The 19648-nt window shown below is 49.4% G+C and carries 16 protein-coding genes; 3 read left to right on the top strand and 13 right to left on the bottom strand.

Annotated features, from left to right (window positions below):
• Positions 1-17: 17 nt before the first annotated feature.
• Positions 18-1148: an alpha/beta hydrolase family protein gene (locus tag LKD71_RS11360; RefSeq protein WP_178045648.1), complete on the top strand. Its 1131-nt coding sequence runs from the start codon at positions 18-20 to the stop codon at positions 1146-1148.
• Positions 1149-1212: 64 nt separating this feature from the next.
• Positions 1213-1491, top strand: coding sequence for a type II toxin-antitoxin system HicB family antitoxin (locus tag LKD71_RS11355; RefSeq protein ID WP_178045649.1), 279 nt, complete (start codon positions 1213-1215; stop codon positions 1489-1491).
• Between the two features lie 52 nt (positions 1492-1543).
• On the opposite strand, the gene LKD71_RS11350 is transcribed toward LKD71_RS11355, so the two are convergent.
• The 7 genes from LKD71_RS11350 to LKD71_RS11320 form a co-directional block, all read right to left on the bottom strand.
• A complete protein-coding gene (locus LKD71_RS11350; RefSeq protein ID WP_178045650.1) occupies positions 1544-1792 on the bottom strand; it encodes a hypothetical protein in 249 nt (82 codons plus the stop codon).
• 88 nt (positions 1793-1880) lie between these two features.
• Positions 1881-3809 (bottom strand): DUF5107 domain-containing protein, encoded by a 1929-nt coding sequence (locus tag LKD71_RS11345; RefSeq protein ID WP_227615497.1) that lies wholly within the window; start codon positions 3807-3809, stop codon positions 1881-1883.
• A gap of 133 nt (positions 3810-3942) precedes the next feature.
• Positions 3943-5511 (bottom strand): extracellular solute-binding protein, encoded by a 1569-nt coding sequence (locus LKD71_RS11340; RefSeq protein ID WP_227615496.1) that lies wholly within the window; start codon positions 5509-5511, stop codon positions 3943-3945.
• A gap of 69 nt (positions 5512-5580) precedes the next feature.
• Entirely contained in the window at positions 5581-6534 is a 954-nt protein-coding gene (locus LKD71_RS11335) for a carbohydrate ABC transporter permease (protein WP_227615495.1), read from the bottom strand.
• 62 nt (positions 6535-6596) lie between these two features.
• Complete coding sequence (locus tag LKD71_RS11330) at positions 6597-7754, bottom strand: ABC transporter permease (RefSeq protein WP_227615494.1); 1158 nt, start codon at positions 7752-7754, stop codon at positions 6597-6599.
• Positions 7755-8034: 280 nt separating this feature from the next.
• A complete protein-coding gene (locus LKD71_RS11325) occupies positions 8035-9930 on the bottom strand; it encodes a DUF5696 domain-containing protein (protein ID WP_227615493.1) in 1896 nt (631 codons plus the stop codon).
• Between the two features lie 220 nt (positions 9931-10150).
• A complete protein-coding gene (locus LKD71_RS11320) occupies positions 10151-10963 on the bottom strand; it encodes a helix-turn-helix transcriptional regulator (RefSeq protein WP_227615492.1) in 813 nt (270 codons plus the stop codon).
• A gap of 134 nt (positions 10964-11097) precedes the next feature.
• Between LKD71_RS11320 and arfA the strand changes: the two genes are divergently transcribed.
• Positions 11098-12600, top strand: a complete 1503-nt coding sequence (arfA, locus tag LKD71_RS11315; RefSeq protein ID WP_227615491.1) for an arabinosylfuranosidase ArfA — start codon at positions 11098-11100, stop codon at positions 12598-12600.
• A 32-nt stretch (positions 12601-12632) separates the two neighbouring features.
• On the opposite strand, the gene nspC is transcribed toward arfA, so the two are convergent.
• The 6 genes from nspC to speD form a co-directional block, all read right to left on the bottom strand.
• The gene (gene nspC / locus LKD71_RS11310; protein WP_227615490.1) at positions 12633-13757 is read right to left on the bottom strand and encodes a carboxynorspermidine decarboxylase; all 1125 of its coding nucleotides are present in this window, start codon (positions 13755-13757) and stop codon (positions 12633-12635) included.
• Positions 13757-14959 carry a saccharopine dehydrogenase family protein gene (locus tag LKD71_RS11305; RefSeq protein ID WP_178046682.1) on the bottom strand — a complete coding sequence of 401 codons (1203 nt, stop codon included), beginning with the start codon at positions 14957-14959 and terminating at the stop codon, positions 13757-13759. Before LKD71_RS11305 ends, nspC begins: the two co-directional genes overlap by 1 nt.
• A 136-nt stretch (positions 14960-15095) precedes the next feature.
• Positions 15096-15950, bottom strand: a complete 855-nt coding sequence (gene speB, locus LKD71_RS11300) for an agmatinase (protein WP_178046683.1) — start codon at positions 15948-15950, stop codon at positions 15096-15098.
• Complete coding sequence (speE, locus tag LKD71_RS11295; RefSeq protein WP_227615489.1) at positions 15940-16791, bottom strand: polyamine aminopropyltransferase; 852 nt, start codon at positions 16789-16791, stop codon at positions 15940-15942. Before speE ends, speB begins: the two co-directional genes overlap by 11 nt.
• A 3-nt stretch (positions 16792-16794) precedes the next feature.
• Positions 16795-18249: an aminotransferase class I/II-fold pyridoxal phosphate-dependent enzyme gene (locus LKD71_RS11290; RefSeq protein ID WP_227615488.1), complete on the bottom strand. Its 1455-nt coding sequence runs from the start codon at positions 18247-18249 to the stop codon at positions 16795-16797.
• Between the two features lie 11 nt (positions 18250-18260).
• Positions 18261-19019: an adenosylmethionine decarboxylase gene (gene speD / locus LKD71_RS11285; RefSeq protein ID WP_227615487.1), complete on the bottom strand. Its 759-nt coding sequence runs from the start codon at positions 19017-19019 to the stop codon at positions 18261-18263.
• Positions 19020-19648: the final 629 nt, after the last annotated feature.

Below are 19648 nucleotides of genomic sequence, written 5' to 3'. Positions count from 1 at the left end.
GAAAAACAGGGGGATTTATGATGAACGACAGATATCGCACAGACCTTTTTGTCCAGCATCTCTACAAGGATCAGCCGGGAAAGCTCCGCTTCGATCCCGAGAAAATCCGGACAAAGGAAGAATTTGACGCCTGGAAGGAGCAGGTACGGGAAAAAGCCTACGAGCTCATGCAGTTTCCCGAGGATGCTTATGAGAAACCGGAGGTCCGCTTTCTTTTTTCCAGACAAAGGGACGGCTACCGCGTGGAAAAATACGAGATCAGCCCGGAACCCGAGCTCTGGATACCGTTTCTTCTGCTGGTGCCTGACACCGTTTCCACGAAAAACAAAGCCCCCGGCGTTCTCTGTTTCCCCGGCTGGGATGTGCCGAAAGAAATGCTCTGCGGGGAGGAATCCATGAATCTCGGTTACGGGGAGCCCGTCTCCGGAATCAGCTATCCTTTTTCCAACGCTATGGCCCTCCGTTACGTCCGTAAAGGTATGGTAGCTCTGGCCTGCGATAACATGGGCACCTGCGAACAGGAAGGCCTCTACGACCGTCAGCAGTTCGCCCTGAAAATGATCTTCAAGGGCAGAAACTATGTAGGCCTCTCGGTCTTCTGCCGCTGGGCCATGTTCAACTGGCTGGCCGAGCAGGATTATGTAGACGAGAACCGTATGGGACTGGCCGCCCATTCTCTCGGAACGGAAACTTCGATGTTTCTGGCCCTTCTGGAGCCCAGAGTCAAGGCCGTCTCCCACAACGATTTCATGAGTGATAACGAGCAGCGCATCATCTCCTGCTTCCCGCCGGAAGAGTTCATGTTCGGAGGCCACATCCATATCGTGCCCTCCATGCATAAATGGTTCTCCTTCCCGGATCTCATCGCGGCCTTTGCTCCAAAACCCATGCTTCTCTCCGAGGGCGGCGTCCAGGAGGATCTGGAACGCATCGGAAAGGCCTACGCGCTTGCCGGAGCTCCCGACAATTATCAGTACGTCCACTATCCGGAATTTCAGGATCCTGCCAACCGGAAGCTGGACTACCAGCCCATCCCGGAAGGCATCACGAACGAGGAATATTTCCGCTATGCCAACGTGGTGCCGGAGCATCATTATTACAAGACGGAAATCTGCATCCCCTGGATGGAGAAGGCGCTGAACAGTTGAAAATTCCGCAAGACTATTGTATACTGAGTACTGTTGTATTATTATGATTCAGGAGGCGAACAGTATGAAATTTGTATACCCTGCGGTTTTTCATAAAAGTGAAAAGGGCGGCTACGAGGGTTATTTCCCGGACCTGGCCTGCTGCGAGGCAAAGGGCGAGACTCTGGACGAGGCAGTAGAAAATGCCAACGAGGCAGCTCTTGACTGGATCAACCTGGAGCTTTCCGAGGACGAGGTAAATCTTCCCCCGGTATCCGAAGTATCCGATCTTGAGCTGAAAGAAGGCGACATTGTAAGAAATATCCAGGTGACCATCAAATTCATGGAAGGCTGGGAAGAATAAAAAAATGGAGGATCCGCGATCTGATTTGATCTCGCGTGATCCTCCGTTTTTTTCAGTCTTTTTTCGCTTCCCGGCGGTTCTGCGACCGGGACGGGCGTGTATTTGCCTTGGCGGGCTGCTTTGACCCTTTCAGATTCTTCCATTTATCATAGGCTTCATACATATTACTGGACTCGTAGACGCTCTGTTCTACGCCTTCCTTATCTTTTAAAGTGATATAATAGCATTTTCCCCGGCAGCCGAAATGGTATACCTGGTCATCTTCTGTATATTCACCCAGCATAAAGCTGTATTTTGCCATGAAGACACCTCCTCTGGAGTAAATTACTCACTCATTTATTGTAATGCCCAGAGGAAGTATTGTCAACAAAAGAAAATATTCTGACTTATCAGAAGCCTGCCCGGAAATCGTACTTGAAGGGCAGCGGAACGTCCTTACCGGTGAGGGTCTTCTGGATATCCAGATACAGCTGGGCAATGGAATCCTCACCTTCGCGGATATCCGGAATCTCAAGGCCTCCGTTCTCCTCCAGAAGCTCCAGAGCCTCCTTCGCTTTGCCTGTATGGTAGAGGGCGGAAATATAATAATATCTCAGTTTTCCTGCCTTCTTTTCTTCTTCGTCGAAGGCCTCGTACCAGCGGATGATCTCCTCCCAGGCCTTGCAGTAGGAAAGGAGTTTCAGAGCGTCCTTGAGATAGGAAAGGTTCTTGTGCTCCAGTTTGAGGCCCTCGCCGATCCACTGCACGGTCTCCGTATCATGGCCGGAAAGCACCGCTGCAGAAGCCAGAGCGTGAGCAGCCCAGGCGCTCTTCCTTAAGTACCAGGAAGTCTTCAGCTCTTTCTCAGCGCTGGTATAGTCTTCTCTCGTGAAGTAGCCGACGCCTGCCTGATAATGCGCGTACCAGTTGTCCTTGTTCTGCTTATCCAGCGTAGCAAGAAGGAAATCGAGATTGTCCTCATTGATCAGGAATTCATCCGGGATCTCTTCCGGAGCCGGCTCGTGAAGAAGACCCGTCTCAAAGAATTTCTCCCATTTTTTCAGGGACTCTGTGGTCTCGTATTTCAGATGGCCCTCCAGACGGCTGTGATCTTTCATGGAACCGTAGCCGCTTCCTGTGATGACGACCTTCGCCTCTTTTTTGGCCATGGAAGCCGTCGCTTTCAGCTTTTCTTCCAGCTTGCCGGGAATACCGGCCTCGAGAACATAGGAAGTCAGCTCGTCGGCTCTCTCCTTATGGGTCTTGTCAAGATGGCCCGGGGTTGCCTGTACGGCTCCGTACTGCTCCAGCCACTCCCAGGAGGTGTGCGGTGCCATCGGTATGCAGCCGTACTGGGTCTTTCCGAGGCCTGCCTGAATCTCCACATATCTTCCGGCCTTATCTGTCAGGAACTCCTGCCAGTGATCAGAGCCCGGACGTTTGCCCCAGGAGAAGAGCTTTCTGCCCTGGAGACGTTTCGTGGAGATCTGAAGAAGACCGTAACCGTCCTGATCCAGGTTTGCGATGAATTTCGGCTTTTCCTCCTGGATTGCGAAGAAATAGTCCACAGAATTCGGGATCTTCTTGTAATCGGTGACTTCCACGCCATCCACCATGGGAATATCCACCTTCACGATCATGCCTTTTCTGCCGGTAAAAGCCTGCTCTGCCGGAACAACCACTCTTCCATTCTCATACTCCGGAACGGCCATATTGCTCCACCAGTACATCGGAATCACTTCACTGCTCTCGTTGACGATCCGCATACGGCAGTTCAGGAAACGGCCGTCCTCCTCCAGCCAGAAATCGATCTGATAAGGCACCTGGCGGATTCTCTCATACTCATAGAAGCGGAGAACCGGAAGACCGTCCTCTGTCTCCGTTTCCGCTGTGTACATAGGCTGGGTGGTAAAGGCATGATGGCCGATGATACCGATGTTCCACTCCACGCCACCGCTGAACCAGGCATTGCGGACAGCCAGGTTACTGAAACGCAGAACGTCATTGGTGTAAAGGAGATTTTTTCCTGTGGTCTTGTCCCAGAGTTCCCAGAGACGGCCGCCGTACTCCGGCAGGAAAACTGCCTTCAGGTAGTCATTTTCCAGGACTGCGATCTTAATATCCTTCTCTTTCAGCTCTCTCGTATAGCTGTTGTACTGCCGGTAAGGATAAGCGCTTCTCTTGCGGCCAAAGCCTTCATAAATTTCATCATGCTCACCCAGATCAAATTTCGTGTCATTCTGCAGGATGTGCTCGCCGATCAGATCAGGAACACAGGCCTGAGGTCCCAGATCAGAGCTCATCATTTTTTTTGTCTCAAAACGAAGTTCCGGTTTCATAAGTACAGATGCCTCCCAATTATAATATTTGCCACTTACAGAAAGTGTTTTGTGTAGAAAAAAAGCCCTGCAGGCTTTCCTGCAGGGCTTTTGAAGCTTACATTTTACTTACAGAAAACTTTTCGGCGAACTACTACCAGCCAAGCTCCTCTGCTTTCTCCTGTACAACCTCAGTTGCATCAGCGTATCCGCTGGAAAGAGCTCTTTCCTTCATATCAGCGAACATATCAGCTACCGGCTCAGTTCCGGTGATGATGGTCCAGTACTCAGAGCTGATGTTGAATGCCTGAGCGTCGGTTACTGTGGTATCATCCAGCAGCAGAGGACCAACTTCCGGATATACCGGATCCTGGTTACGGATATCGCAAGCAGTTTTGTTCAGTGCTTTGGTCTCAGCATCGTACTCATCAAAGAACTCGATGTCGGGATCTGCAGACATTTCGAATCCCCAGCTGGGCCAATGGGTAACCGGGATACACGGATATTTGGTTGCAAGTACAGAAGCGTTACCGTTCTCGTCACGGATCAGAGAGATGGTACCGTCATCGTTCTTCTGCCAGTCTTCGCCTTCCAGACCCATACGAAGCATTTTACCTTCGTCAGACAGGAGGTACTCATAGTATGCCAGGAAACGATCCATCTTCTCCTCGTCGATCTCGCCGGAGAACATGGTAGCTACCATACAGGATACATAACCATCCATACGCGGGGTCTCGCCCTCAGCCTCAGCCAGAGCCGGGATCACGTCGATACGATCAAACGGGTTGCAGTCCGGGTTAGCAGCGCCGTAGTATTTAACAGCTACGCCATTGATCCAGTCTGCGTCAGCATTTCTTACACACATACCAAAGGTGTTGGAGGAGAATTTCTGAAGACCAGTCTCCCATGTGGATGCACCGAAGTCCGGATCGATGGAGCCGTCTTCGTACATTTTTCTCAGCCACTCCAGCGGCTCGATGTTCTTGTCATCCAGAGCGCCGTAGGACCAGTTTCCATCCTCATCTTTGCCCCAGTAACGGTTGCTTACGCCGGTGCTGGAGAAGAAGTAACGGAGAGTTCCCATACCGTCACCAGTCAGGCCGTAGGTATCTTTTACACCGTTTCCATCCGGATCGTCATAAGTGAAAGCGTGAGCTACATTGTAAAGATCTTCCCAGGTGGTCGGCATCTCCATGCCTACATTCTCCAGCCAGTCTTTACGAATGAAGATACCTTTTCTCTCTGCCTTGTAGATGTTCGGGTCAGCAGAGTCCGGCTTCGGCAGGAAGTAGTAACCGTCGTACATGCTCTTAACAACCTGAGATACAGCGTCATTCTCCAGAAGCTGTTTGGTCAGCGGATATTTGTCCAGAAGCTCTTCCGGAATCTCTGCTACCAGCTCCTCGGGGATGAACTGAGTGATCTCCTGGGTGTAGTACAGAATATCTGCACAGAATACATCCGGCAGAGTTCCGTCTACAGCAGCCAGCTGTGTTACGGTGAAGTCGTTGTTGTAGTAGTTGGTCTCGCTCTGCTGGAAGTCGATTCCGAACTTGTCCTCGATCATAGCTGCCAGCTTGTCAGTGGAAGTATCCCAGCTAAAGGGATCGCCATCACTGTCGGCTGTGATGGTAAGGATGTCACCATCATAAGCCATTGCGCTGAGGGACGGTACTGCCATGGCCGCGATCATGGCTGCTAAAACTAACTTTCTTCTTTTCATAAAAAACCTCCTTATGATATGAATTTTTTATTGAAAAGCCGTAGCTTTACAATCAACAGAGAACACACATCAGCCTTTTACGGCACCGATGGTAACACCGCTCTCGAAGTATTTCTGGATGAACGGATAGATCAGAAGCATCGGAATGGTGGATACAACGGCGCAGGCCATCTTGATACCGGTCTCGTTCAGGTACAGTCTGTTACCAGCTGCGTCACGAAGACCTTCCATCAGCTGCATGTCTGCCGGTTTGGAATTTCGTACGATGTAGTTACGAATGATCAGCTGCAGAGGATACCAGTTCTCATCACGCATGTACAACTGTGCGGAGAACCAGCTGTTCCACAGACCAACGGCTACGAACATAGCGATGGTTGCCAGCATCGGAATGGACAGCGGGTAGATGATGCGGAACAGGATCGTGTACTCGTTTGCTCCGTCGATTCTTGCTGCCTCCTCCAGAGAGTCCGGAAGCTGAACGAAGAAGGAACGCATGATTACGAAGTTGAAGACGTTTACTGCACCCGGCAGGATCAGAGCCAGGATGTTGTTGCTTAAGTGCAGAGTCTTGGTGATGTTATAGTAGGTGGGGATCAGTCCGCCTGAGAAGAACATCGTAATCAGAAGATAAATCATGAAAAATTTGTATCCGTGAAGGTTCGGTTTTTTCAGACCGTAAGCCAGCATGGAAGTTACCAGAACGGAAAGGGCGGTTCCGGTGATGGTGATCAGGAAAGTCACACCAAATGCACGGATGAACAGGGCTGTGGAGAAGATGTACTTATAGGCCTCCAGTGTCGGCTTCTTCGGGAAAAGGATGAAGGAGCTTGCCATGTACTCCGCATTACCTGTCAGGGAGATCGCAATGATGTTCCAGAAGGGGAACAGGATAACGATCGCCAGTAAAATGAACAGGCAGATGTTGAAAACATCAAAGATACGGGAACCCATTGACTGCTTGATTGCATTTCCGCCGTGGGATCCTGCGGCGCTGATTTTTGAATTTTTATGCTTTCCAGCCATGTAAATTACCTCCTAGTCAATTCTGCTGTTTCAGAAAAATAGCAGTTTTTTTCAACCTGTTTTTAGAAGAATCCCTCGCCGGACATCTTCTTTACAACAAAGTTACTGCCAAACAGCAGAACACAGTTTACAGCCTGCTGGAAAAGACCAATGGCTGTGGACAGGTCATACTGTCCTTTCGATACACCCATGTCATAAACGTAAGTATCGATAACCTGAGCAACGGTACTTGCAGTTGCGTCAGTACGCAGGTTCATGATCTGGTCGAAGTTCGCACCCATGACGGAACCTACATTCAGGATCAGCATGGTGGTGATGGAGAAGGCGATACAGGGCAGTGTAATATAGAAGCACTGCTGCAGACGGTTCGCTCCGTCCATTCTTGCAGCCTCGTAAAGCTCAGCGTCTACACCGGTGATAGCTGCTATGTAGATGATGGTTCCCCAACCTGCCTCTTTCCAGATGCTGGTTCCGTAAAGCATTCCATAGAAGCTGTCCGGATTGGACATCAGGTTGACAGGATTCAGACCCATGGAGATCAGGAGTTTGTTTACCGCACCGCCGGTGATGGAGAACAGGGAGAACATCAGGGAGTACATGATGATCCAGCTCACGAAGTGCGGAAGGTAAATAATGGACTGAACGGTCTTTTTGAATTTCTTATGATGAAGCTCGTTCAGAAGGAGTGCCAGGATGATCGGAATCGGGAAAGTGATGATCAGCTGGGTTACACCAATGAATAAGGTATTTCCGATTACGTCCCATGCGATGTCACGGCTGAAGAAACGGGTGAAGTTTTCCATGCCGCACCATGCGGAGAAGAGGATACCGCTCTTTACTTTGTAGGTTTTGAAAGCAAGTACGATACCATACATGGGCATGTAACTGAAAACGAAAACGAAGATCAGGCCCGGGAGAATCATCAGGTATTTACCTTTGGTTCTCTTTAAGTCTCTCATGAGGGGCGCTGCTTTGTAACTGAAGCAGGGCATTTTGAAATATGCAATGATTGCGGCCAGGAGAACAACTCCTCCTGCTGCTGCCAGGATTGCCGGCGGCAGTCCATATTTACCAAAATCCCAACTCTTTCTTCCAATGATACCAGTGATCGCAACGTACCAAATTCCTCCGCCTGCGATCATCAGGCCAGCCAGCAGGAATACCAGACGGATTATCCAGGCTGATTTTTGATACGCTTTTGCTTCTTTTGTCATCTGCATTACATCATCTCCTTGGTTTTATTTGAACGCTTTGGCTGCACCGGGCGTTCATCCTCCATAACTCTGCTCCTCTATCAGCTTATGGAAAAGGAGCAATCGAGTCTGCCCATATACAGCCCTCTGCTCCTTTGCATTGTAGTTATTTTAGCACAATATTTTCACAATTACAACTACTATTTTGTCTAAAAACACCACATTTTGCTTTTGTGTCACGATTGTGTGTTTTATTTACACAATTAGCATCATCTGCCAATGTTTCCGTGCAACACACAGCCGTACGTCAGTCGGCGATGATCTCGTAAGTATTCTTTGTGAAGTCGACTGTTACCGTGGTGCCGTCTGCAAACGAGCTCTTCTGAACCAGGCCCTCGTCATCGAGGATCTCGTGGTGGCTCAGTTCCTGCATAGCGATCCTCTCGTGAAGCTCTGCTACAACTTTGGAACGATTGATATCCTCGATCAGTTTTTCTCTCTGGTTCTCGGAGAACGCTCCATCCATTCCCGGATAAGCGCCGTCTCTGAGCAGATAGGGGATACCGCCGTTGATCAGAGCATAGAGCATATAATCTTCATTGTCGCTGACTTTCTCCATCAGCCAGGGGATGATCAGACAGTCATGGAATACCAGGTTGAAAAGCGGTACCGGAATACCGTATTTCGGTGTACCCGGGGCTTTGAGCATGAAGTTGTAGGGAGCGTAATGGCAAAATACCAGGCTCGGCATACTCCAGTCGTTTGCCTCTTCTGAACTCGGAAGGATGTTGTTGGTCAGAAGATACTCAAAGCATTCATTTCTGTACGCATAACATTCTTTTCTGGTCATGCGGTGATGCGGATTGTCGCACTCATCACCTTCGTTACAGGTAAATACATCCAGGTAAGCACAGTCCAGATCAATGCCGTGATCCTTCAGGATCGTGAAGTTTCTCTTTACATAGTAGGGAGCCTGAGTCGCACAGAGGTAAGTCTGCTCTCCGCCTGCCCACATATGATGCTGCGGCATCGTTCCATCAGGAAGCTGAAGCGCATACTCGCGGTCAAAGGTCTTCGCTGCGAAGTAGTAGTCACGGTACTGGTCATGGATACCGAAAAGATATCCCATCTCATGCATCGCATCCACCAGAGATTTCATGCCTTCCCAGCCGCCGGCTTCCTTGCAGGCCGGTGTGTAATCCGGATGCTGGTTGTCGTATCCGGGTTGTCCCCAGCCGTCCAGATGCATGTAGAGTTTCTTCACTCCCAGCTCGTGGAGGGTCCTCGCTTCTTTCTCGCGCTCCGCGAAGGTGTTCAGAGACTCGTTGTTTTCCGGATGCGCTTTATCATAGAAGCGGGATTCCGGCTGCACGCTCTTCTTGATGCCGGTATGCATAACGGAACATCCGATAAGATCGTGGATCGTCGGGTTCTTGGCTGCTTTCTCAGCCAGAGTCTTTAAGAGACCTTTTTCTTTTGCATAATGACGGTACTCTTTACAGATATCGTTGTAGTCGCAGTCCTCAAGGAACGTATAACGGAAAACTCTGCGGTAATCCATCTTTCCAAGGCTGGGCTCCATATGTACACCGATGTGGGTGTAAGGACCTCCTGCCGGATGCTCTGCTTTCCAGCCTGCATTCCAGGGAGTCACGGCAATCAGAAGATAACCGCTTCTGTCTTTCACCTGTGCGTACCAGGGCATGTAGCTTCCCTCTGTGCCGAAGGTTCCGTCAAAAGCGATGGAGCCAAGCTCATTCTTCCAGGTGTTGGGGATCAGAAGACCCTGTCCCTCATTGATCAGTGTGTACCAGGTCTTCTTCGGCTCGTCGAACGCCATCTCTCCCGGCCAGCGGACTGCTTTAATCTTCAGTCCCTCTTCTTTTACCGGCATCCATTCACAGTAAACGTGACCTGTGGTGGACTCTACCCATACCAGAGTTTCAAATGCGTAGGAAGCTGTCTTACCGTCTGCCAGAGTAAAATTCTCATAATGACTTAAGATGCCCTCTCCTACTCCGCTGCGGATCTGCTTATGCCAGATATTCTTTGCATCAGAGAAATATACGATACCATCCTCACACTCGATTCTCGGACGGTACTTCTCTCTCCAGCGCCACACAGTTGAATCTTTTGAAAATTCATAGCACAGGGTTTCGTCGTCAAGCGTTACTTTGATGCCTTTGCAGGTAATAGAAACCATTTCTAAATATCCCCCTTCAAATTTTCTGTTGAATTAAGTATACCTTTCAAACGGAGTTTCGTCAATGCGAGACGCCTTGTCAATTTGCACTTTTTTATTGCACTAAAAGACAGTTAAAGACAAACCTTTTAATTATGTATGCAGGCGACGGATTATTCTTCTATTTTCTGAAATTTTACACAAGTCTGAAAGTCTGGAAAACGGTTTCCTTTTAACCCTATTATAATAAGGAAGAAATTCCGTCAATTCCCGTTTTCCGAAGACGCTCTTTATATTCCCTCGGGGAGCAGTGATACCAGGCTTTGAAATATCTGGAAAAATGCTGCATATTGGTAAAACCGCACTGTCTGGCCGCCTGCTGAACCTGGAGCGCTTCATTACTGAGAAGGGTTCTGGCCTTCTCCATCCGGGCCTGCAAAAGCTCCGCCTTGGGGCTGTTCTCAAAGAAACGTTTGTAATAGGCAAAAAACTGACTCTTGGAAAGACTGCTCTCCCGGCAGAGCCGTTCCACACTCCAGTCCTCCTCACAGCTGGAGAGCATGGTAAGGCGGAGGCGCTGAAACTCTTCCTTAAGCTCCGAGGCCTCCTGGTCCACCCTTTCCCCCTTTCGGGCAAAACTTCTGGAAAGAAGGAGAAAAAGCTCCTCCATCAAAAGCCTGCAGCGCTCTTGGAAGAAGGGCGGCCTGGTAAGGTATTCCTGCTGAATCAGGCGGATGTATTCGTCCAGTTCCATGAAATTTTCCGGATAGAGAAGAATTGAGGTCGGGATTCCATATTCGTCTGCAAACGGAAGATCCGTAGAAAAATGAACATAGCTGTTCCGGAATTTCTGCACCGCCTGGTAGTCCTGACATTCCTGGGGGGCATAGAGAAGGCAGGCATTTTCCCCGGAAATCTCTAATTTTCCCTTCAAATGGCACTTCATCGGCGTCTTTAAGAGGAGCAGAAGGTAATCTCCGCTTCCCCCCGGCCGGTAAATCCGGTCATAATCCACGTTGGTACGGTTGTATTCGCAGTAATCGATCTGAAACATGACATTTTCCTCCTACAGACTATCCTAGTATAAGACCGGAAGAAAAGTCAAGTTTTCCGGAAGAAAAAATGTGGTCAGGAAGGATATTGGGCGGTAGAATCATTTTAAGAATATGCGAAACAGGAGGTACGCAAATGAAAAAAGCAGAAATCATCGCAGACAAACATTATCTCATCGACGAGGTAGACCCGAGACTCTACGGTTCCTTCATCGAGCAGCTGGGCCGGGCTGTTTACGAGGGCATTTACCAGCCGGGAAGTCCTTTTGCAGATGAAGAAGGATTCCGTAAAGATGTGATCGATCTTGTCCGGGAAATGAAGGTTCCCGTAGTCCGCTATCCCGGCGGCAACTTCGTATCCGGCTTCCGCTGGGAGGACAGCGTGGGTCCCAGAGAAGAGCGCCCCGCCCGCGCAGAACTGGCCTGGCAGGTCATCGAAACCAACGCCTTCGGTCTCAATGAGTTTGCTTCCTGGGCAAAAAAAGCCGACACCAATGTCATGATGGCTGTCAACTTAGGCACCCGCGGACCGGAAGAAGCCAGAAATCTTCTGGAATACTGCAACTTCCCCGGAGGCACCTACTACAGTGACCTGAGAAAAAAACACGGCTACGAGAAGCCCCACGATATCAAGCTCTGGTGCCTGGGAAATGAGATGGACGGTCCCTGGCAGATGGGCCACAAGACCGCTCACGAGTACGGCCGTACCGCTGAAGAAACCGGCCGCCTCATGAAGATGCTCGATCCGACCATCGAGACCGTGGTCTGCGGAAGCTCCGGCCCCACGATGCCGACCTTCGGTGCCTGGGAAGATGAGGTACTTAGCACCTGTTATGATCAGGTAGACTACATGTCCCTTCACCAGTATTACTCCAACGCCGCCAACGACACACCGGATTTCCTGGCCGGCAGCGTAGGCATGGATGAGTTCATCTCCTCCGTTGTCTCCATTCTGGACAGCGTCAAGGCAAAGAAACGCGGCAAGAAAAAGATCAACCTCTCATTTGACGAATGGAACGTCTGGTACCACTCCCATGAAGCCGATGAAAAGCTGGAGAAATGGGGCAAAGCGCCGCACCAGCTGGAGGATATCTACAACTTTGAGGATGCCCTTCTCGTGGGAAGCCTTCTCATCACCCTTCTTCGCCACGCAGACCGTGTCAAGATCGCCTGCCTGGCCCAGCTGGTCAACGTCATCGCTCCGATCATGACCTCCGATACCGGAGCCTGGAGACAGACTATCTTCTATCCCTTCGCCTACACCAGCACCTATGGCCGCGGAACCGTCCTCAACACTCTGGTAAAAGGTCCTGTCTACGACAGTAAGACCTACGGCGACGCTCCCTACCTGGATGCTGTACTCGTATGGAAGGAAGAAAACGAGGAGCTGACCCTTTTCGCTGTGAACAAAGATCTCGAGGAAGATATGGAGATCCACTGTGACCTCCGCCAGTTCGCCGGTTATACCATCACCGAGCATCTCGTTCTGACCAATGATGATCTCAAGGCTGTCAATACCGAGGCGCAGCCGGATACCGTGGCTCCCGCCAAGGGAAATACCGTAAGTTTGAAAGATGGAGAGCTTTCCGGTTATCTCACCAAGCACAGCTGGAATATGATCCGCATGAAAAAAATGTAAGTTTCGCTTTAAAAAGGCTGTCCTGAAAAATCTCAGGACAACCTTTTTTTAAAGTCTTCATAGCCAAAGCTTCGGATCACTTCCTTGCTTCCGTCCACATGCCGGAGCGCAATGGATGGAAGCGGCATTCCGTTGAATGTATTTGTTTTTACCATAGTATAAAGTGCCATATCTTCGAAAACCAGACGGTCACCTTCTTTTAAAGGCATATCAAAGGAATAGTCTCCAATCACATCTCCGGCCAGGCAGGTTGGTCCACCCAGGCGATAAGTATATGATTTCTCCCCCGGTTCTCCGCTGTTTTTAAGAGGCGGACGATAGGGCATTTCCAGAACATCCGGCATGTGGCAGGCTGCGGAGGTATCCAGAATTGCAAGATCCATTCCATTATAAAGCGTTTCCAGAACAGAAGTCACGAGATAACCTGCGTTCAGAACCACGGCTTCCCCAGGCTCCAGATAGACCGTCACACCATAGGTCTCATGAAAATGACGGACAATACGAAGAAGTCGTTCCACATCATAATCCTTTCTTGTAATATGATGGCCTCCGCCAAAATTGACCCATTTCATCTGATAAAGATATTTTCCAAATTTCTTCTCAAATACCTCTGCCGTGGTCTCTAAATCATCAGAATCCTGTTCGCAGAGCGTATGAAAATGCAGGCCATCCAGAAGAGGCAGCAGTTCTTCCTCAAACTGTTCCAGTGTAGTCCCCAGGCGGGAACCCGGAGCACAGGGATCATAGATGGCATGGCCTTCCTGGGTGGAGCATTCAGGATTGATCCGAAGGCCGGTCTCTTTTCCCAGCGCCCGGGCCCGGGGGCTGTATTTTCGAAGCTGGGAAGGAGAATTGAATACCAGATGATCGGCATAGGTCAGAAGTTCCTCAAATTCGTCTTCCCGGTAAGCCGGAGAGAACACATGCGTCTCCCCGCCAAATTCTTCTTTTCCAAGCCTTGCCTCGTAGAGACCGCTGGCTGTGGAACCGACCAGATACTTCCGGATCAGCGGATAAACAGAAAACATGGAAAAGGCTTTCTGCGCCAGGAGGATCCGGCAGGGACCCTCCTCTTCTACTTTTTTTAACAGCTCCAGATTCTGAATCAACCGTTTTTCATCCACCAGGAAATACGGAGTACGGATCTGACCGCTCATCAGTCTACCAGTACCGGATGGAAATCTTCCGTCCAGGGAAGGCCCCATTTATTCAATGCTTCCATGAAGGGATCCGGATCAAACTCTTCGATGTTATGGACGCCGGGCTTGTTCCAGGTTCCGGTCATCAGCATCATGGCACCGATCATGGCCGGAACACCGGTGGTATAGGAAACTGCCTGAGATCCCACCTCTTTATAACATTCCTGATGATCACATACATTGTAGAGATAATAGGTCTTGTCTTTGCCGTCTTTCTTTCCCTGGAAAATACAGCCGATGTTGGTTTTTCCCTTTGTGCGTGGGCCAAGGGAAGCCGGATCCGGAAGGACTGCTTTTAAGAACTGCAGAGGAACGATCTCTTTTCCTTCATACATGATCGGTTCGATCGAGGTCATACCCACATTTTCCAGACAGCGAAGGTGTGTCAGATAACTCTGGCCGAAGGTCATGAAGAAACGGATTCTCTTGATTCCCGGCATATTTAACGCCAGGCTTTCGATCTCTTCATGGTGAAGAAGGTACATATCCTTCTCTCCTACCTGATCAAAGTTATAAACCCTTTTGATCTCCATGGGCTCGGTCTCCACCCAATGGCCGTCTTCCCAGTAGGAACCTTTGGCAGAAACCTCACGGATATTAATTTCCGGATTAAAGTTTGTGGCAAAAGGATATCCATGGTCGCCGCCGTTGCAGTCGAGAATATCAATATAGTTGATCTCGTCAAACTGATGTTTCAGGGCATAGGCAGAAAATACGCTGGTGACACCCGGGTCAAAACCGCTTCCCAGAAGAGCAGTGATTCCTGCTTTTTCAAACCGTTCCCGGTAAGCCCACTGCCAGCTGTACTCAAATTTTGCCGTATCTTCCGGCTCATAGTTAGCGGTATCCACATAATGAGTCTTCGTAGCCAGGCAGGCATCCATAATAGTCAGATCCTGATAGGGAAGGGCCAGATTTAAAACCACCTGGGGCTTTTCCTTTTCGATCAGTGCAATGAGCTCGTCTACGTTATCTGCATTCACCTGCGCTGTGGTGATCTTTGTTTTTGTGGTTCCTTCCAGTTTCTCTTTCAGTGCATCACATTTGGATTTTGTCCGGCTGGCGATACATACCTCGCTGAATACCTCGCTGTTCTGGCAGCATTTGTGGATGGCAACAGAGGCAACTCCGCCGCAACCGATGATCAGTACTTTTCCCATAAAACAATTCCTCCCGTTTTTATTGATATCGTATAATCCTTTCAGAGCCATGGGGATTTCCAGCTCAAAGTGCCCCTCACTGCCTCATGAATGAGCACTTTGAACCGGAAAACACCCGGCCCGAATTTTCAAAATTTTACTGCATCAGCGCCAGAAGCATTTCCCGGACGATCTTGGCTGCCACAGCCGTGGACGCCCCGCTGGCATCATAATGCGGAGACAGTTCGTTAGCATCCAGGGCGACAACATTCGCTCTCTGGCAGACCAGAGTCACTGCCTTTCTTAGCTCATCGAAGCTGACTCCGCCGGGTTCCGGCGTTCCTGTCCCTGGAAAAACAGAGGGATCCATGACATCCAGATCCACGGTAAAATAGACCGGAGCATCTTTTAGTGAATCCAGGACCTCTGCAAGCCCGTCAAAAGTAAAAGCATGAAGATCTGTATGTTCTTTTCCAAAAAGGAATTCTTCCCGTTCCCCGGAACGGATGCCAAACTGATGAATCCGGCCCTCACCGGCCAGCTCCCAGCATCTTCGGATCACACAGGCATGAGATAACTTCACGCCCAGATAGTCCTCACGAAGATCCGTATGGGCATCAAAATGGATCATGCAGAGCTCTGGATATTTTTTCAGTGCTGCCCGAAAAGCACCCAGGGTAACCAGATGCTCCCCGCCCAGAAGAAAGGGGCGTTTTCCATCGCTGAGGATTTCTGCTGCCCGCTCCTCGATCTCACGAAGCACTTCCTCCGTATTTCCAAAAGGAAGTTCCAGATCACCGCTGTCCATGATCCGGGCGTCCCGAAGATCCCTGTCCTGGTAGGGGCTGTAGCTCTCCAGTCCGAAAGATTCATGACGGATCGCACCACTTCCAAAGCGGGTTCCCGGACGAAAAGACGTGGTGGAGTCAAAAGGAGCTCCAAAAAGGACAGTATCCGCCTCCTCATAAGTCTTATCACATTCCAAAAAAGTCTCTACATTTTTACTCAACATCTTCCAGCAATTCCTCCACATAAGCCGGGACATAGAAGGAGCCCCGGTGAAGCGTAGTTGTATAGTAACGGCATTTCAGTCCTCTGGCATTCCAGCGGGCCTCGTCAAGATCTTTCAGAGGATGATATTTCTTGGATGAAAAGCCAAAAAGCCAGTGACCGGACGGATAGGTTGGAATATGCACCTGATAAACCCGGCTTAAGGGGAAAGATTCCACGATCCGTTTGTGTGCCCGCTGGCAGGCCATGGCATCCTCCTCATAAAAAGGACTTTCATGCTGATTGATCAGGATTCCATCTTCATGAAGAGCTTTATAGCAGTTCCCGTAAAATTCTCTGGTAAACAATCCCTCACCGGGCCCGAAGGGATCCGTGGAATCCACAATGATGAGGTCATATTTGTCATGAGCAGAGCGGATATATTTCAGTCCGTCCTCATAGAAAATATGAAGCCGCGGATCGTCAAAGGCACAGGCCGTCTGAGGCAGATATTTCTTTGAAACTTCAACAACCTCTTCATCAATTTCCACCATATCGATATGCTCGATCTCCGGATAACGGGTCAGTTCCCGGATCACGCCGCCATCTCCGGCTCCGATGACCAGCACGCTTTTTACGTTTGGATGCACTGCCATGGGAACATGGGTGATCATTTCATGATAGATGAACTCGTCTTTTTCCGTCATCATAAGATATCCGTCAAGGACAAGAATCCGGCCAAATTCCGGCGATTCAAAGACATCAATCCTCTGGAATTCACTCTGCGAGGAATAAAGCTGTCTATCCACCCGTATGGAGAATTTCACATTGGGGGTATGAGACTCGGTAAACCATAATTCCATTTTTTAAACTCCTTTCAGCACGTTCAGCCGTTCGATGGCCGCATCCTCCGGTCCGGTCATGGAGCAGCCTTTTTCCTTGGCATAAACGATATAATGCAGGATATCTTCTGTAATCTCCTCTCCCGGCGCCAGAATCGGGATTCCCGGCGGATAGCACATGACGAACTCGCTGCAGATCCGCCCGGCCGTCTCCATCAGCGGAAGGGATTCCTTTTCCGCATAAAAAGCATCCTGGGGAGAAACGGCAACTCTGGGATCGATATATTCCTGCTTCATCAAGCCGCCCTTTTCCCTGCCGAAGCGCCGCCGGATCTCAGAAAGAGCACTGACCAGACGCTCGATCTCCCGTGACCGGTCTCCGATGGAAAGATAAGCCAGAATATTTCCCAGATCTCCAAATTCGATCTGGATATCGTATTCATCCCGGAGAAGATCATAGACTTCGATGCCCGCCAGTCCCACATCCAGGGTATTCACAGAAAGCTTGGTCACGTCAAAATCATAAATGCTGTCCCCGTTGATCAGTTCCCGGGAATAGGCATAATAACCGCCGATCTGATTGATCTCTTTTCTGGCATATTCCGCCAGTTCAATCACCCGCTCAAAAGCTTCCTTTCCCCGAAGAGCCAGATTTCTTCGGGAAATATCCAGGCTGGAAAGCAGCAGGTAGGAACCGCTGGTGGTCTGGGTCAGATTAATGATCTGGCGGACATGGCCCTCCTGCATGGCAGGACCGGTCAGAAGAAGGGAGCTCTGGGTCAGGCTTCCGCCGGATTTATGCATGGAAACCGCAGCCATATCGGCTCCTGCATCCATAGCTGACAGCGGCAGTTTATCGCTGAAATAGAAATGAGTTCCGTGGGCCTCATCCACCAGACAGAGCATATGATTGGCATGGGCCAGCTCCACAATGGCTCTGAGATCCGAACAGATGCCATAATAGGTCGGATTGTTGACAAAAACAGCTTTTGCATCCGGATTTTCCTGAATGGCTTTTTTTACCGCTTCCACACTCATACCAAGAGGGATGCCCAGCCGCTCATTTCCTTCCGGATTTACATAAACGGGAATTGCTCCGTTCAGTACCATGGCTCCCATAACGCTTCGGTGTACATTTCTCGGAAGGATGATTTTTTCCCCTCTTCGCGTGGCGGAAAGGATCATGCTCTGCACTGCGGAGGTCGTCCCTCCCACCATCAGAAAGGCATGGGATGCATGAAAAGCCTCCGCCGCCAGATCTTCCGCTTCCCGGATCACCGAAACCGGATGACAGAGATTGTCCAGTGGTTTCATGGAATTCACATCCAGCCGGATGCAGCTCTCCCCCAGAAGCCGGGTCAGCTCTGGATTTCCCCTTCCTCTTTTATGGCCAGGTACGTCAAAAGGAACCACCCGCATCTTATTAAAACGTTCCAGAGCTTCATAGATCGGAGCTCTTTCCTGAGATAACTCTTTCACTCTTTTGCCTCCTAATAAATGTTTCTGCCGTTGAAAATCTCGATCATTTCCCGGCGGAGGTTGTTCATGATCTCCAGCCGGGTCAGCGGCGGAAGCTCATAAATATCCGTCTTGAAAAGATAGTTCTGAAGATCCGGCTCTTTGATCATCATCCGGGTGTGGAAAAGGCTGGCCGCATAGACATTGATATCCACTGCGTCATAGCGCCTTAGAATCTCCGGATTGATATAATCCTGAATGGATGTGACCGGATGATCCAGGAAGAGTTTTTTTCCATTGACATCCCTGGTAAAGCCTCTCACCCGGTAATCCATCGTAATGATATCCGAGTCAAAGGAACCGATGAGATAATCCAGTGTGGAAAGCGGCGTGATCTCCCCGCAGGTCGCCACGTCGATATCCACCCGGAAGGTAGCAATGCAGGTCTCCGGATGGTATTCCGGATAGGTATGTACCGTCACATGACTTTTATCCAGATGGGCCAGCTGTGTCTGGCTTCTCGGCAGCATGGAATCCTCCGCGATCAGAAGCGTAACAGAAGCCCCCTGAGGCTCATAATCCTGGCGGGCAATATTCAGAACCGTTGCTCCGATCATATCCGTCAGGGTCGTAAGAATCCCTGTAAGACGTTCCGCATTATACTGTTCGTCTATATAATCAATATAGTCTTTCTGCTCTCGTGCCGTCTTGGCATAACAGACATCATAAATGTTAAAGCTCAGGGCTTTGGTCAGGTTATTAAACCCGTATAGTTTCAATTTCTCCCCCATGATTTCCTCCGGTTGTATAAGATATGTAACTATTCAGAGCCACACCTCGATTTCGCTGCGCTTCATTTCGTTGTGTTTTCCTGAAAATCTGCTTGACTCTGAATAGTTACAAAAATACAGGCAGCATGCCTTTGATGACATACTGCCTGTAAATATACTCACTTTATCTGTTTTTCCCGGATTTTCCCGCGCATGCAGAAAATCCCCAATAAAAAATGAGTTCTTCGTCAGAGTCTATATAGCAAATACTTACTTTTACTACTCTTATTGACTGATTTACAAGTTGATGCGCATCACGCACAGAAAATAAAACAACTCATAAAATTGAGTTTTTCACCCAACAACAGAAAGCTATGCTTTCCATTATCAAAAATCAATAATGGCGATAAAATCGCCCTTCGGCAGTTGACCCGGCTGTCCGTATGGCCTTAACCCAACTGGGTGGTCAGAGAAAATATTTGCATGGATACTCTGTCAGAAACTCATATCACATACGCTTAAACTATACAGCAGTGAATGAATTCTGTCAAGATTTTTTTATTTTTAAATATAATGATGCCAGGGTCAAAAGCTCAAAAAGCCGTTCGTGCTTGCACGATAAGGCTTTTGAACTTGGGACCCGCCAAACA

Origin of the sequence: Fusicatenibacter faecihominis, from assembly GCF_020686945.1 — a bacterium.
GTDB classification, from domain to species: Bacteria; Bacillota; Clostridia; order Lachnospirales; family Lachnospiraceae; genus Limivivens; species Limivivens faecihominis.
Note: the sequence above shows the minus strand (reverse complement) of the source record. Positions and strands in the feature narration are given on the sequence as shown.